Below are 15,296 nucleotides of genomic sequence, written 5' to 3'. Positions count from 1 at the left end.
GACGCCGATGAGGACCGGACACATCCTTCGCGGCCTCATCGCGCCAGACCACCCCCACCGGCCACGGACCCGGATCGGCGTGTGGTGGTCGCTCACCACCCTCGCCGCGATCCGTGACAACGGCACCGACACCACCCCGGTCATGTTCACCGCCTGGCCCCTGCTGCCCATCGCACCCGGCACACCCGACGTCGAGGTCTGGCGCACCGTCGCCGCCGCGGCGACCATCACCCCCGACGGCATCGAGGCCATCGCCGCCATCCCCGCCGACTGGGGCCCGGCCCGCCGCGCCGGCTGGCACCGCGCCGCCACCGAAGCGGGCGTGACCGTACTGCGGACCGTGCCCGCCGCCGAGGTCATCCTCACCGCCGCGAACGTCGCCCCCGGCGAGGTGGCCGTGGCCATCACCGCGCTGACCGACAACGACTACCACCTCGCCGCACTCGGCCACACCGACAACCAGACCCGCGTCCTCGCCCAGCACACCCGACAGCGCAGCACCGACACCACACCACTGGCCACCGAACTCCACACCTGGATCCACGCCCTGTGCACCGACGCCGACCTGGCGGCCCCACCGGCACGGCTCATCGTGATCGGCGAACCCACCGCCACCGCCCACCTCACCGCCCACCTCACCACCGACATCCCCATCGGCCAGATCTCACCGCTCGCCCTGGCCGAACACACCATCACCGTCGCCAACGCCCATGCCCGCGCCGCCACACCCGCACCGCCACACGTCCCGCCCGCCGGAGTCCTGTCGGCGGCCGCGACCGCGGTGTTGTCGCTGGCCTTGGCCGGTTCGGTCATCGGCGGCACCGAACTCGGCTACGACGCCGGCGGCCCGATCCCGGTGTTCTCACCCGGCCACCTCGCCGTCGCCGCCGTCGGGCTGGCCATGGCCACCACCGCCGCGGCGATGCTCCTGGCGCACTGGTGGCTGGCCCGGCACCGGGTGTGGGACTGGCGCCTGGCCGGGGCCTGGCTCGCCTACGACGCCGCCGGTGGCCTGGTCGCCGCGGGCGCGACCGGGCTGCTGCTGGCCTCGATCGCCTACGTCCAGGCCCGCGGTCCTCTGCTGTGGACGGTGCTGCCCACCATCGCGGTCAGTTCGGCCTATGCCGCGACCGGTGTCGCGATCCATCTGCACCCCGACACACCACCGGCACGGCGGCTGTGGCCGCCCATGCACGCCATCGCCCTGGCCGTCCTCGCTGTCCTGGTCATCAGGGTCGCCGAGCCGCTGTTCGCGCAGATGTCGACCAGCAGCGCCTTCATCGCCCGCATCGGACTGATCGGGCTGGCCGCCGCCGCCGGCCTGGTCCTGTCGCCGAAGCGCACGATCGTCATCGCGGTGACGGTGCCTTTGGCCCTGGCCTACCTCCTCACCGTCTCGGCCGGCACCGGGACCGTCGCGTGCGTGGTGTTCATCGCCGCCCTCACCGTCCGTGCCGCCATCACGCTGACCGCGACCGTGCGCGACCAGCACCTCGACCCGCCAGGAAGGAGCCTGTGATGCGATGGGTCTACGGCACGATCCGCGCCCTGTTCCTCGCCGCGATCATCGTCGGGCTCCCGTGGCTGCTCCTCCAATACGGGTCACCCCTGCCCGGCCGCTTCCCGCGTGGTGAGGACTGGCGCGTCCTGGTCACCGCACCCGACGAACACACTCTGGCCGACATCATCGTCATCGCCGGGTGGATCACCTGGGCCGCCCTCGTGTGGGCGATCATCGCCCGCATCGTGCGCCTCGCCCGCGAAGAACCCACACCCCAGGCGCAGCGGTGGGGCGTCCCCGGCCCGGTCGGCGCGATCAGCGCGTTCCTCCTGGGCACCGCGGCCACCACCGCCGTCACCGGGACCATCACCACCACCCCCGCTGCGGCGAGTACCCCTGAGACCGCGGACGCTGCCGGTATCGCCGTCAACGGCACCTACACCGTCCGGGCCGGCGACACCCTCTGGGACATCGCCGACCGGCAACTCCACGACCCGCAGCGCTGGAAGGACATCTACGACCTCAACGAACACCGCCGCCAATCCGACGGCGGCAGCCTCACCCGCCCCGCCCTCATCCGTCCCGGATGGACCCTGCAACTCCCCGGCACCCTCACCCCACCCAACCCGCCCCCACCCGAACCACCGCCGCCGGACACCCCGCCACCCACCACACCACCGACCACCACCGGAAGCCCGTTCCCGCAGCACGACAACGGCGGCTTCCGCCTCCCCACCGGAGCCTGGATCGCCGCAGGCCTGGCCACCGCCATCGCCGCCAGCGTCACCCTCGCCCGAGCCCGCCGGCGCCGCCACACCCGGTCGGGTACGCCCACCCCGGTCACGCCCATCCCGGCGAAAGTCGGCTCCATCCTCGACGCCGCCATCGAAACCATCGGCGACCCCGAACCCGACACCGCCGGCACCGACCAGCACCACGCGCCCGTCGCCATCAGCGACCTACCCGGCGACGGCATCGGCCTGACCGGCCCCGGCGCCCACGCCGCCGCCCGAGCCCTCCTGGCGGCACACCTCGCCGAAGGCGACCGCGTCCTCATCAGCGACGACGACCTGACGCTCCTCCTGCCTGAGCCGACCGGCACGCCGAGCAATCTCACCGCGGGCGAGGACACCACCACAGCCCTCCACAGCGAGATACTCACCCGCCTCCGCGACGCCGACACCCACCCCGGCCACGCCCCCGGGCCGCTTCTGGTCATCACCAGCGATTCCGCCATCGCCGCCCACGCCGGTGACCACGCCGCACTGGCCATCACCACCGTCGTCCTCGGCCCCTGGCCCAAGGCCACGGCCACCGTCGACACCGACGGCCACGTCACCGAAACCACCGGGGCGGCGCTGCCTGTCGCGCGTTTCCACCACCTCACGAGCGCCGACCTCGCCGGGATCCTCGCCACCCTCGCCGACACCGAGGCCAGCAAACGCCCACCACCCGAACCCAACACCGCCGAGCCCCTGGCCCCAGCGCCCACCGTCGCGGTGGAGTCGACCGGTGCCCTGGCCGACATCGGCGTGTTCGGGCCGATCACCGTCACCGCCGACGGCCACCCCATCGCCATCGGTCTGCGCACCAAGACCCGCGAACTCCTCGCCTACCTCGCCTGGGCGCACCCCCACGGCGCCTCACCGGCCACGCTCATGGAAGAACTCCTCCCCGACATCGCCATGTCCAAGGCCGGCAACCACCTGCGCACCCTCATCGCCAACGCCCGCGAAGCGCTGCGCACCAGCACCGGCCACCCCGAGGCCACCTTCATCACCACCACCGCCGAACGCCACGGCCTCGACCCCACCGTCGTCGACTGCGACCTGTGGCGCTTCCACACCCACCTCAACACCGCCGCCCACACCACCGACCCGACAGAAGAAACCCGGCACCTCACCGCCGCCACCGCTGCCTACCAGGCCGACTTCGCCACCGCCTGCGACGGCGAATGGGCCGACCCCGTCCGCGAAAACCTCCGCCACCGCACCGTCAACGCCCACATCCGCCTTGCCGAACTCCACCACGACAGCGGCAACCCCCAGGCCGCCATCACCAGCCTCGACACCGCCTGCACCCTCGACCCGCTCAACGAGACCCTCCACCAGCGCACCATTACCGCCCACCTGGCCGCCGGCCGCCTCGACGCCGCCCTGCGCCTGTTCCGCACCTTCAAGACAGCCCTGCGCGACATCGACGAAGAACCCGACCAGGCCACCTATGGACTGTTCAACGACGGTCCCTAGCCGACGCGGACGCTGCTATGAGGCCGGGGACGTGGCGAATCATCGGGCATCGCACCGGATGAGCGGCATGGGATAGCAGCAGAGGTGGCTCGTCGGCCCGGCTGAACCGGTCACCGCGCATGGGCGTCGACTCGCCAGGTTCAACTCCAGTTCTTTTGGCACGGTGGCAGAGCTCGTGGGCACGGTGGTCCCAGTCCAGGCCGAAAAGGCGCACCTGACGGCGGCTTCCTTCTTGCGCACGGGTCGATCTGGACAGCGCATCGCGATCACCAAGGGGTTGTGCCTGGCCTGTGCCGCGCGGATGCGGGTTCGGGGCCGTCGCGGTGCTCAAGCGCGGATATCGCGGCCTCGCGACCGCGCCCCAGGCCGGAGCCGGCGTCGCCTGAAGCCGATCTGAAGCCGGAGAAACCTAGCGTGATCGTCACCGGCACGGCCGCAGACGGGTAGGGGCTGCGATGCGCTGTTGCCGTTGATCGAGGGAGTCACGATGCTCAGACGACGGCTGCTCCAGGCCGTGATCGGGTTCGGGTTGGCCGCGGTGGCGCTGGTGGGAGCCGGTGGCGCCGCGAACGCGTCGCCGGGCGGCTTCACCGCCACCTACACACACGCCGGTGGATCGGGGGCGCTGGCCGATAAGGCGACCGGCGGCATCAGCTGGTACAACCGCTCGGTCACGTTCACGTCGGTGAAGTTCTGGGTCCATGCCGGTGAGTGCGGGACCCTGCAGCTGCAGGGCAACAACACGGCCGGAGAGCTCGTCGACGAGGCGGAGTTCACCGGGCTGTGCGGTAACGCGGCCACCGGCAAGTGGTACACGATCGGTGATGTCCCGCTCGACGGCAGCGCCGACTACGGCGGCATCACCAGGGTGTACATCTTCGTCTGGGATGACACGCACCAGGGCTACGGATACACCTATTGCGACCGTTCAGCCTCTTCGTGTCGGGTGGGCGCGAGGTGATCTAGCCCGTGGCGTTCTCGGCCACGCCCGTTGTGGGCGTGGCCGAGCGTGCCCGGGTCGCTGTGCCTGTGCTGTGCCTGTCCTGTGCCTCACCGATCCCGGTCGGCGACGCCGCCGGTGGTGTAAAAACAGAAGCGGTTGCCTCCGGTGGCGGAGCGGATCAGCCCGCACGAACCACATGACCAATACACCTGATCTCCCCGCCCCACTGGCGGGCAACCTCGATGTGCCACCGTCGGTGTGGGCCGGCTCCCACCGCGTCGAGGAGCAGCTGCCCGAAGGCCTCATCGCCGTCTACACCCGCCCACAGGGCCTGATCCTCGACACCACCGGCACGGCGCTGCTGCCGGCGATCACGGCGGGCCGACGGTGCATCGCCTTCGTCCCCACCGACCCGACCACGCTCCTCGACACCACCGAGCAGCGCGCCCTGGGACAAATCCGCCTCGTCGACCCAGACGACCTACCGACCGCGGTGTCGGCCTACACCGACGAAGCCGACCTGGTCATCGCCACCAGCGACGCGGCCCACTCACCCGGCTGGTGGCCAGCGGTGCGGGGAGCGTTGCGCACCGGCGGGCACCTCGCGGTCATGTGCGCCACACCCGACTCCCACGCCGGGATCGTCACCGGCGCCGCCGCTGTGGGCCTGGCGTTCACCCAGCACCTGGTGACCGTCTCCGGCGCCGTCCTCGATGAGGCGGTCACCACCGAGGCCAACCTCAACGACCGAAAACGCCGCCGCCGGGCGCACACCCGCTCCCACCGCGACGTCTACGTCTTCGCCAACCCGCGGCGCCCGGTGTGAGCAGACGCCACCGGCAATGGGGCTCGGTATGGGCCACCGCCCAAGACTCCCCCCAAGCCCAGCGCCGCCACTACGTCAGGGCCTCCACACCGCACCCGGCCAAGATGCTCCCGGCGATCGCCCGCCACGCCATCGGCGCCTACACCAGTCCCGGCGACCTCGTCCTCGACCCGATGTGCGGGATCGGCACCACCCTGGTCGAAGCCCTGCGGGCCGGGCGGCACGCGTGCGGCGTCGAACTCGAACCCCGCTGGTCGGCCGTCGCCGCAGCGAACCTGCGACGGGCCGGGCGCGCGGGCCTGTCGGCGACCATGCGCACCGGCGACGCTCGCGGCCTGCCGGGCCTGTTCCCCGACCTGCACGGCCGAATCGACCTGGTCGTCACGTCCCCTCCCTATGGCCCGGGCGTCCACGGGCGGGTCATGACCGCCCGCGACCTACCCGCCGACACCCCCGGGCTCGTGCGCTTCGACCGCGACTACGGCCACGATCGCGCCAACCTCGCCCACCGGCCGCTTCCCCAACTGCTGGACGACCTGGCCGACATCCTCACCGGCTGCTCCACCCTGCTGGCCGCACACGGCCGGGTCGTGGTGGCGACCAGGCCCTTTCGGGTCGGCGGTGAACTCGTCGACCTGCCAGGCCTGGTCACCGCCGCCGCACACCAAGCCGGACTCGTACCCGCCGAACGCTGCGTGGCGCTGCTGGCGGCATGGCGCCGGGGGCGCCTGGCCAGCCGACCGTCCTTCTTCGCCCTCGACTACGCCCGCCGCTCCACCTCCGCCGGCCGCCCGGTCGCCGTCATCGTCCACGAAGACATCCTCGTGTTCACCAAAACCGGGGACCAGCACATGAGGGCTGTGTCGTGACCAAGGGCATGAGCGAGCGCGAACTACTGGCACTGCCGGTCGTAGTCGACCTCGACACCGCCGCACAGGCCCTGCGCATAGAACGCACCAAGGCCTACCGGCTCGCCGCCGCAGGCGAGTTCCCGGTCCGGGTGTTCCAAGCAGGCGGGAGGGACGCCGCCTACCGAGTCGCGACCGCCGACCTGATCACCTTGATCGGCACCAGACCACCACGACATCACCAGAGACGAACCCGTGGCGGTATCGCCAAGCACTGCACCTGCCGCGACCCCGACACCAACCAGAAACTCGGCCCGACATGCCCGAAACTCCACGACGCACTCGGGCGCTGGTCGAGCAGGCACGGAACCTGGAAATACCAGTGCAAACTCCCACCCCACCACGACGGCAGGCGCCGCAACCCCTTGCGCCGCTACGGTTTCGCCACCAAAGCCGCCGCGACCGCCGAACTCACCACGGTCCGCCGCTGCCTGGCCCTCGCCGGCGAGAACCCGCACCTGCGCTCCCTCACCGCCGACCTGATCACCGCCGCACTACGCCGGACCCGACAGATCCCCACACCCGAAACCCTGCGACCGGCAGGCACACGCTGCGACTACCAGGCCCACATCCACCTCCACATCACGCCCCACCCACATCCGTCAAGCGAACCCGAGCCGTTTGACACACCCCCCGCGTGGGCATCCATCGAACACCGGTCCGACCGAGCACCCCGAGGAGGCACCATGGGCCCCGACGAAACCCGCAAATACGCCCGCAGCTTCCTACGCAAGCACCGCGCCTACCTACTCTCGCTGCGCTCAGGCGGTTTCAAGTCCACCGCCGCGATGGACCGCGCCGAAACCCGCGCCCACACCATCACCGACCGCAACGCCAAGATCTCCGCCCTCGTCGAAGTCGCCCTCCGAGCGGCCCGCATCGCCCCCGACGACGCCGAACGCATCGTCCGCACTCTCCCCGATGCCGACACCGCGGCCACCGAACTCGCCTACGCCCACCTCGCGGCCGCCTTCGCCGTGCCCTACCCGGACCGCTGCGAAAAGATCGCCGCCCTCATCACCGACGAACTATGGGCCGCCCACGCCAAAAGACGCATCGCCACCGCCCTGGCCGCCGCCGACCTCCCACGCGCCGAACGACTCGTCATGTCGACCACCGACCGCGCCGCCCAATCGGTCACCCAGCGCGCCCACGCCCTGCTCTGGGTCGCCGAAGAAGGCGCCAAGCAGTCACCGAAAGCCGCCCAGCGGCTCATCGCCCTGGCCCGCAAACTCGCCGTCGCCTGCCGCAGCGAATTCCTCGTCGCGCTCGCCGATGCCATCCGTGAGGACGTGGTGGACGGCGCGACCCCGGCACAGCCGCGCTGACCCGCGCGAGGACGTGTCGATGGTGGACCGGTTCAGGGTGCCGACGGGGTGGTGAGGTCCAGGCCTCGGGCCGCCACGACCTGCGCGCTGCCGTCGGCGAGGCGATAGCAGAGGCCGACGATCGCGGTCTTGCCGGTCTCGACGCGTTCGGCCAGGACCCGGGAACGTTCCAGGAGCAGATCGACGGTGTTCTCGACGTGCGCGGCGAGGATGCTGTCGGCGTCGAAGTGCCCCGCCGCTCGCGCCGCCAGGACGCTGGGGGTGACTCGTTCGACGATGTCGCGGATGTATCCGGCGGGTGCGGAGCCGTCTTCGAGTGCCGCGCAGGCCGCGGCGACCGCGCCGCAGGAGTCGTGGCCGAGCACGATGACGAGCGGGCAGTCGAGGACGTGGACGCCGTATTCGATGCTGCCCAAGACTTCCCCGCCCACCACGTGGCCGGCGGTGCGGACCACGAACAGGTCACCGAGGCCCTGGTCGAAGATGATCTCGGCGGCCAGGCGGGAGTCGGAGCAGCCGAACATCACGGCGAAAGGCTGCTGGCCGGGAGCGAGTTCGGCGCGGCGTGCCGCGTCCTGGTTGGGGTGCAGGGGCGCGCCCGTCACGAAGCGTGCGTTGCCGGTGAGCAGCCGGTCGAAGGCCTCGCCGGGCGAAGGGGATTTGATCTTGGCCATGGTGCGAAGCCTAGGGCAGAACCACCCCCCGTCGGACGGCATGTCGCGATCGAAGTCGCGCGGTGCCGGTCACGGCAGCCACGCCGCGCACCTCCCGGTGCCGTCACGTCACCGACCGCGCCCACTCGAAGATCACTGGCCCATGGCGCTGTTTCGAATCGGTCTGTCAGCGCGGCGGCCGGGCACCCATCCAGCCCTGGATGTCGGCCAGCGGCCAGTAGAGGCGGTAGAGGATCCGCTGCGGGGCGGGAAACGGCAGCTCCTGCGGGGCATTGCTGTTGACCCAGCCGGTGATGGTCTGGGAGGCCACGCCGACGACCGCCGCGGCACCGGCGATGTCGACCCACACGCCGTCACCGGGCAGTTCGGGCAGACCCAGCAGACGCCCGGCCGACGCGGTGCCGGCCTCGACGGCGGCGGTGAGGTCGTCGATGCTCGTGCCGAGAGCACCGGGGACGACAGGGGGAGTGGGAGTGTGCGTGGGGCCGGTCATGCCACGAAACCTACCGTCGGTCATCGGTCATCCCCCTCGTCACCGGCATCGCCACCGCCCTTTCCGCCGGCGCGTTGACTGACGCGGTCGCCGTCGAAGCCCGCAAAGCCGCCCAAGCCGACACCGAACCCGTCGGTCCGGCCGCAGCCGCGGTCGAGACCACGCAACCCGGTGCTGCGCCTGGCGCCTCGCCCACACCCGAGCCCTCCAAGGCATCCCGTCCTGACAACCGTCCCCACTGGTCAGGCAGGATCGGCGCATGCCCGAAACCCCCATCGAAGATCAGCAGGCAACCCGAGTTCGACAGGCCATCGAACACATCGCCGGCAAGCCGCTGCCCCAGGACTGGCCACAAGGAGCTCTACCAGCAGGAACCCGCGTTCACATCACGCGTGACCCCAACTGGGACGGCCCGTGGGCGGCCGAGTTCACCGGCGCCATCAGCACCGTCGGAGCACCAAAACCCGTCCAACATGCACACGCCACACCCGGCGAACTCGAATACTTTGTGACCTTCGACGAGCCCCGGTACGAGAGCAGTGGCGAAGGCCCCTACCACGGGGCACAGATCTGGGATCGATACATCCAGCCCGAGTAGCCCACCAGGCCACCAATCACGCAACGCGCCGTCCGACACTATCGGTAGGGCCAGGACCCGCCCGTGATCATGGACCCCGCAGCGCAGCGTGGCACCACCACGCACCTTGCGGCATCAGGCGAAGGTAGTGATCACGCTTGTCCGCCAAAGGCGCGGGACCACGCCTCCTACGGGTACGAAACGGCCTGGTCACTGCAACGTCCCTCGGGCCGGGAGTTGCGACGAGATCTAGAACCTAAGTTCCCGCTTACCACCCTTGAAACCAGCCGCGACGGTCGGTGAAGCGCGTCCGGGTCGGCCATCGATACTGGCGCGATGAATGTGACGTCGCTGTGCCTGTGCTACCTGACCCGAACGTCGGACACAGGTCCTGAGGTGCTGCTGGGTCTGAAGAAGACCGGTTTCGGGGCCGGGAAGATCGTCGGGCTGGGCGGTCACGTCGAACCCGGTGAGTCGCCGGCGCAGGCGACCGTGCGAGAAGTCGAGGAGGAGTCGGGCATCCGGGTCGATCCCACCTGTTTGCGCGAGCTCGGTGTGGTGACGTTTCGTTTCCCGACGCGCCCGGCCTGGGATGCGGTGGTGTCGGTGTTCGGGGCCGACCGCTTCAGCGGCCGGGCCGTGGAATCCGACGAGATCATCCCGGAGTGGTTCCCCTTCGACGACCTGCCGTTGACGAAGATGTGGGACGACGCCCGGCTGTGGCTGCCCCGGGTGCTGGCCGGCGAATACGTGACCGCCGAGATCAGCTTCGCCGCGGACTGCGAGACCGTCGCCGAGGCCCGCTTCAGCGAGCAGGCCGCCTGACACCCGGCCCCCTTGGGGTTGACGTAGACCAACGGTTGTTGACAGTGCCGTGCCCCTGCGGCACAGTCGAATGTCGACGAGCCCGGACGTCTGCTCGGTGGGAGCCTGCGAGCCCGTCGCGATCCGCCGATCGGCGCCACTTCGACCATCGCCCGGGCGCGCTCGGCCCCAGCGCCCTCGGGAGGATCCATGGAGTCGTTTCGGGACCCCACATACCCGCTCATGCGCTGGCCGGATCGCTGGTCGAGACCGCCGCTGCCGCACGGATTCGGCGGCATCGCCGTTCGAACCCGCCGCGCCCGGGGGATACGCCGCCACGAACCCGACCGCAACATCGGCGTCAACGGTCGTCCACTGTGGCACGGCTGGGGCCGGATGATCGCCGTGGTGCCACCGGGGGAGCACCTCGTCGAGGTCCGCGAAAAAGCCGTCGAAGGCGCCTCATGGGTGTCGGTCCGCACCGGCGAAGTGGTCGAACTCGACTACGTCGCCTCACGCACACCAGGAGCCCACGGCCTCCTCGGGCGCCGCCCGGTCCGTGGCATCGGGACGACGAAACGCTCCTGGGTGTTCTCGGCCGCCGCACTGCTTGTCGCCTTCGCCGTTCTCCCCTTCACCGGCCTACCCGAAACACTGGGCCGGCCTCCCCGCTTCACCTTCCTGGTCGCGGGAATGATCGCGATCGCCTGCCTCGCCCCATGGGCCTGGGAACGCCGGCGCCGACGCGCCGACCGTCGCATCCGCATCGACGCCGCCGACGAGGCACGCCTGGTCACCGACGCCGTCTCCCGCCAACCGGCCTCCTTCCTGGGCACGACCCCGCGCAGCATCCCCGCCCCCGCCGAGGGCCTGGGCTGCCTGCTCATCGCTTTCCAGTACCGGCACACCCTCGCCGAAGACCTCCCGCACGCCGGCAACGCCCACTCCTGGCTCGCCGACCCTCGACTGTGGATCGACGGCCGCAGCAGACCGGCGTCCTGGGCGACCTGGTGGTACGAACTGACCCCCGGCCGCCACGAGGTGGAGGTGTGGCTCCCCACCGGCGAAGGCCGCTCCGGCGAACCCGACGATCGGATCACGCCCCTGACCGTCCCGGTGCGCGTCGCCGAAGGCGACATCCGCCTGCTGGCCATCGAAGTCGACACCCACACCCGGCTGGGAGCCACACAGCTCAACCTCGTCGAAGACGGCAGCACCCGCACCCTTCGCCGACCGGCCTTCGGTGAACGCGTCGACGTCAGCCACCAGATCAGTGTGCGAACGCGGTAAGGCCGAGACCGGATCCCACGACCTGCCACCGTCTTTCCACACCGAGACCCCGGCACAGACCAACCCGGTGTGCGCCACCCCGACCGTCCGGCACACTCGCACCGGTTGCTGCGTGGGATCGGGTGCCGGCATCGCCCAACAGACCCACCATTGCAGAGCAGATACCAGAGCTGGTTCGACGAACACCTTGAGCAGCAGGAGTGACTCCGGGAGGAGATGATGCGGCTGTACCCAGAGGTGTACCCCGAGGACGTTGACGATTCAGATCAACCCGGCCCTCGCGCCGAACACCGCGGGATCGGATCATCTCCACGCTCGTGGAGAGCACGACCGACGGTGAGCCGTCTTGTTCCCCAGCTCCGGACCACCTCCACGCTCGTGGAGAGCACCTCCTCCAGCCACCCGCCGCAGCCGGGACACGCGGACCACCTCCACGCTCGTGGAGAGCACCGTTTGCCATGGCGTCAAGGTCGTACGAGCTGCGGACCACCTCCACGTTCGTGGAGAGCACGTTGCGCGCGGCGACCGTGCTCACGGGAGAACCGGACCACCTCCACGCTCGTGGAGAGCACCCCGACCCCGGCCTGCTGCGCAAACGGGTCGTCGGACCACCTCCACGCTCGTGGAGAGCACACGCACCGGCGCGACAGGCCGCGGCCGACGGCCGGACCACCTCCACGCTCGTGGAGAGCACCTGTCCGTGCAGGGTAAGGACGTCTACAGCCCCGGACCACCTCCACGCTCGTGGAGAGCACGTCTTGACTACAAGAGTCGTACGCGCTGCAACCGGACCACCTCCACGCTCGTGGAGAGCACATGAGGCTCGCGAGCGCGGCAGGCCCGAAGAGCGGACCACCTCCACGCTCGTGGAGAGCACGGCGCCGGGGTCGCGGTGCCCGCGATGATGACCGGACCACCTCCACGCTCGTGGAGAGCACGGCTCCAGCTCCAGGCCGCCGAGACGGGCCATCGGACCACCTCCACGCTCGTGGAGAGCACTGGAGTGGAGAGACGTACACCGCGACGGTCTACGGACCACCTCCACGCTCGTGGAGAGCACCCGACGACCTCGATGGCCATGGCCCGGTTGACCGGACCACCTCCACGCTCGTGGAGAGCACTGCCTCACGCGGCGTAGCGGCTCGCGCGAGCGCGGACCACCTCCACGCTCGTGGAGAGCACCTGGTTGCGCCGATCGGTCGCGTTGACGATCGCGGACCACCTCCATGCTCGTGGAGAGCACGGTTTCGAGGGTGCGTTTCGGCATGATCAGGACGGACCACCTCCACGCTCGTGGAGAGCACGCGGGCCTCATCCAGTGAACACCGCGCCAAGGCGGACCACCTCCACGCTCGTGGAGAGCACAGGTCGGTCGGGGTGTTGGCGGTCAGGCCCGCCGGACCACCTCCACGCTCGTGGAGAGCACCCGGACGACCTCGACGCAGATCTGCGGCTCACCGGACCACCTCCACGCTCGTGGAGAGCACGGGCTCGGCATCGCCGACACCCTAATCACCTCCGGACCACCTCCACGCTCGTGGAGAGCACCACATCGGACAGACGTTCACCAATAAGTACATCGGACCACCTCCACGCTCGTGGAGAGCACTTAGACATAGCGTCGCCAGCGGCACGGCCGGCCGGACCACCTCCACGCTCGTGGAGAGCACCGGGGTCAGCTGTCTAGCCGATCCCCTGAACGCGGACCACCTCCACGCTCGTGGAGAGCACCCCTGTCCCCCCTCCCGCTGACTCTCGCGGGTAGGACCACCTCCACGCTCGTGGAGAGCACCACGACGGCAGGTACCACACGCTATTTCGCGGCGGACCACCTCCACGCTCGTGGAGAGCACATCAAAAGGCAACTCGTGTTTACGCAGCCACGCGGACCACCTCCACGCTCGTGGAGAGCACCTGAGCCATCGCCGAGGCGGCGAACTCGGCGGCGGACCACCTCCACGCTCGTGGAGAGCACGCCTGCGTGCGGATAGCGACGGTCGCCATGTCCGGACCACCTCCACGCTCGTGGAGAGCACGTGGGGTGGAACTCATCGGTGTCGGTGTCGGCCGGACCACCTCCACGCTCGTGGAGAGCACGCCCTCGCCGACGTCCACGGCCATCACCTCACCGGACCACCTCCACGCTCGTGGAGAGCACCCTTTGCGAAGTGCAGCTTTACCGAGCCTCTTGCACGTTTTGGCGAGCCATGGCTCCGCAGCCGTGCATGATCCGTCCTGCCGCATGTCCCGTCACATGCCAAGAGTAGGTTCCGAACCTCCGACATCCTCTAGGGCGGCGCGATCCCTCAGCAACTGATTCCGCGTTCGTGTGGATTCATTTCGCCAGCAATCCGGGAACTTGCGCCTGCTGCGGGGTGTCGCTGTGTACGCGGCCTGGCGTCTTGTCCCGGTCTAGGAAGGCCATTACCAGGCATCAGCGGAGGCTGCGTTTCCGAGCCGGTGGTTGTCGGCGGAAGGTCTTCCTGACGGTTAGGTCGTAGAGGGCCATGCTGCGACGAGGCAACCAAGACAGTCAGAAAGCGACGACGAACAGTAGCCGGAAGCTGTCCGGACGCAACAGCGCCACCACCCGGCCCGCGGTTAGGACCAGGCGACGATGTCCACAGCGAGCGTCGTGTGGATGTGAGTCATTGGTGCCTCAACGCGCGGATCGGACGGGTGTCAAAGGGCGCGGACGTGCCCGACCCTAGGGCGTGTTTGCAAAGGTGGGTAGCCGTTGGTGGATGGCGGCGAGGGTGATAGCTGCCTGGTAGGACTCGGTTGTTTTGTCGTATCGGGTGGCGATGCCGCGCCGCTGCTTCAACCTGTTGAAGCAGCGTTCGACGACGTTGCGTCGGGCGTAGCGCTGCTGGTCGAAGGTCGGTGGCCTGCCACCGCGGGGGCCTTTGCGGGCGCGGTTGGTCTGGTGATCGGCGCGTTCGGGGATCGTGGCGCCGATACCACGTTTGCGTAAATGGGTGCGGATCGCGCGCGTGGAGTAGCCCTTGTCGGCGATGACGTGGTCAGGTCTGGTGCGTGGCCGCCCCGGCCCCGGCCGGGTGACTCTAATGGCGTCCCAGACGGCTTCGAACCGGGTGCAGTCGTTGACGTTGCCCGCCGAGACGACGAAGGCGAGGGTCCGTCCGTTCCCATCGCAGGCGAGATGGACCTTCGTGGTCAATCCACCTCGGGATCGTCCGATGGCGTGAAGCGATTCGCCCGAATCGCTCCGCCCCCTTTAGCGCCGGCGGCGTGCTGGTGGGCACGCGTGATCGTCGAGTCGATCGACACCAGCCAGTCCACGTCCCCACGCGCATCGGCTCGCGCCTGGAGCCCGGCCAGGACCCGCTGAAAGGTCCCATCCAGAGCCCACCTGCGGAAACGCGCATACACACTCCGCCAAGGGCCATAACGTTCGGGAACATCCCGCCACGGCGCACCCGACCGGATCTTCCACGCGATCCCGTTCAACACCCGCCGGTCATCCATCCTCGGCCGACCACCGTTCACCACCGGCGGCAACAACCCCGACAAGCCCTCCCACTCACCATCCGACAACTCATAGCGACGAACCACCACACCATCATCCACCCCTTTGCAAACACGACCTAGTACTACAGCTGTGGTTTGTGATGTTGTGGGTGTCTTCGCTGGTAGTGGCTGCGTTGTGCGCGGGTTTGGTGTCGGCGTCGCCAGTGCCAGG

General features: G+C 69.7%; 11 protein-coding genes, 1 pseudogene and 1 CRISPR repeat array. Of the genes and pseudogenes, 9 read left to right on the top strand and 3 right to left on the bottom strand.

The window, feature by feature from the left end; translation table 11 throughout:
- Positions 1 to 7 precede the first annotated feature (7 nt).
- The 6 genes from HNR73_RS31415 (at position 8) to HNR73_RS39235 (ending at position 7,755) form a co-directional block, all read left to right on the top strand.
- Complete coding sequence (locus tag HNR73_RS31415) at positions 8 to 1,519, top strand: hypothetical protein (RefSeq protein ID WP_184791321.1); 1,512 nt, start codon at positions 8 to 10, stop codon at positions 1,517 to 1,519.
- Positions 1,519 to 3,750, top strand: a complete 2,232-nt coding sequence (locus tag HNR73_RS31410) for an AfsR/SARP family transcriptional regulator (RefSeq protein ID WP_184791320.1) — start codon at positions 1,519 to 1,521, stop codon at positions 3,748 to 3,750. Before HNR73_RS31415 ends, HNR73_RS31410 begins: the two co-directional genes overlap by 1 nt.
- A 487-nt stretch (positions 3,751 to 4,237) precedes the next feature.
- Positions 4,238 to 4,711 (top strand): hypothetical protein, encoded by a 474-nt coding sequence (locus tag HNR73_RS31405; RefSeq protein WP_184791319.1) that lies wholly within the window; start codon positions 4,238 to 4,240, stop codon positions 4,709 to 4,711.
- A 178-nt stretch (positions 4,712 to 4,889) separates the two neighbouring features.
- A complete protein-coding gene (locus HNR73_RS31400; protein WP_184791318.1) occupies positions 4,890 to 5,519 on the top strand; it encodes a hypothetical protein in 630 nt (209 codons plus the stop codon).
- On the top strand, positions 5,516 to 6,388 hold the full coding sequence (locus HNR73_RS31395) for a TRM11 family SAM-dependent methyltransferase (RefSeq protein ID WP_184791317.1): 873 nt from the start codon (positions 5,516 to 5,518) through the stop codon (positions 6,386 to 6,388). Before HNR73_RS31400 ends, HNR73_RS31395 begins: the two co-directional genes overlap by 4 nt.
- Positions 6,385 to 7,755: a hypothetical protein gene (locus tag HNR73_RS39235; protein WP_203686690.1), complete on the top strand. Its 1,371-nt coding sequence runs from the start codon at positions 6,385 to 6,387 to the stop codon at positions 7,753 to 7,755. Before HNR73_RS31395 ends, HNR73_RS39235 begins: the two co-directional genes overlap by 4 nt.
- Before the next feature lie 32 nt (positions 7,756 to 7,787).
- Here the strand turns inward: HNR73_RS39235 and HNR73_RS31385 are convergent, their stop codons facing one another.
- Both HNR73_RS31385 and HNR73_RS31380 read right to left on the bottom strand, forming a co-directional pair.
- Positions 7,788 to 8,429: a carbonic anhydrase gene (locus HNR73_RS31385; protein WP_184791316.1), complete on the bottom strand. Its 642-nt coding sequence runs from the start codon at positions 8,427 to 8,429 to the stop codon at positions 7,788 to 7,790.
- 166 nt (positions 8,430 to 8,595) lie between these two features.
- Complete coding sequence (locus tag HNR73_RS31380; RefSeq protein ID WP_184791315.1) at positions 8,596 to 8,922, bottom strand: hypothetical protein; 327 nt, start codon at positions 8,920 to 8,922, stop codon at positions 8,596 to 8,598.
- Positions 8,923 to 9,181: 259 nt separating this feature from the next.
- Between HNR73_RS31380 and HNR73_RS31375 the strand changes: the two genes are divergently transcribed.
- The 3 genes from HNR73_RS31375 to HNR73_RS31365 all read left to right on the top strand — a co-directional run bounded on the left by HNR73_RS31375 (position 9,182) and on the right by HNR73_RS31365 (position 11,593).
- Positions 9,182 to 9,520: a ferrous iron transport protein A gene (locus HNR73_RS31375; protein ID WP_184791314.1), complete on the top strand. Its 339-nt coding sequence runs from the start codon at positions 9,182 to 9,184 to the stop codon at positions 9,518 to 9,520.
- Positions 9,521 to 9,835: 315 nt separating this feature from the next.
- Positions 9,836 to 10,324, top strand: a complete 489-nt coding sequence (locus HNR73_RS31370; protein WP_184791313.1) for an 8-oxo-dGTP diphosphatase — start codon at positions 9,836 to 9,838, stop codon at positions 10,322 to 10,324.
- 189 nt (positions 10,325 to 10,513) lie between these two features.
- Complete coding sequence (locus tag HNR73_RS31365) at positions 10,514 to 11,593, top strand: hypothetical protein (protein ID WP_184791312.1); 1,080 nt, start codon at positions 10,514 to 10,516, stop codon at positions 11,591 to 11,593.
- Between the two features lie 299 nt (positions 11,594 to 11,892).
- A CRISPR array of direct repeats spans positions 11,893 to 13,751; the repeat unit is 29 nt; unit sequence CGGACCACCTCCACGCTCGTGGAGAGCAC.
- Between the two features lie 549 nt (positions 13,752 to 14,300).
- Here HNR73_RS31365 and HNR73_RS31360 read toward each other — a convergent pair.
- A pseudogene (locus HNR73_RS31360) lies at positions 14,301 to 15,169 on the bottom strand (IS5 family transposase).
- Positions 15,170 to 15,296 lie beyond the last annotated feature (127 nt).

This window comes from Phytomonospora endophytica (assembly GCF_014202425.1).
GTDB classification, from domain to species: Bacteria; Actinomycetota; Actinomycetes; order Mycobacteriales; family Micromonosporaceae; genus Phytomonospora; species Phytomonospora endophytica.
Note: the sequence above shows the minus strand (reverse complement) of the source record. Positions and strands in the feature narration are given on the sequence as shown.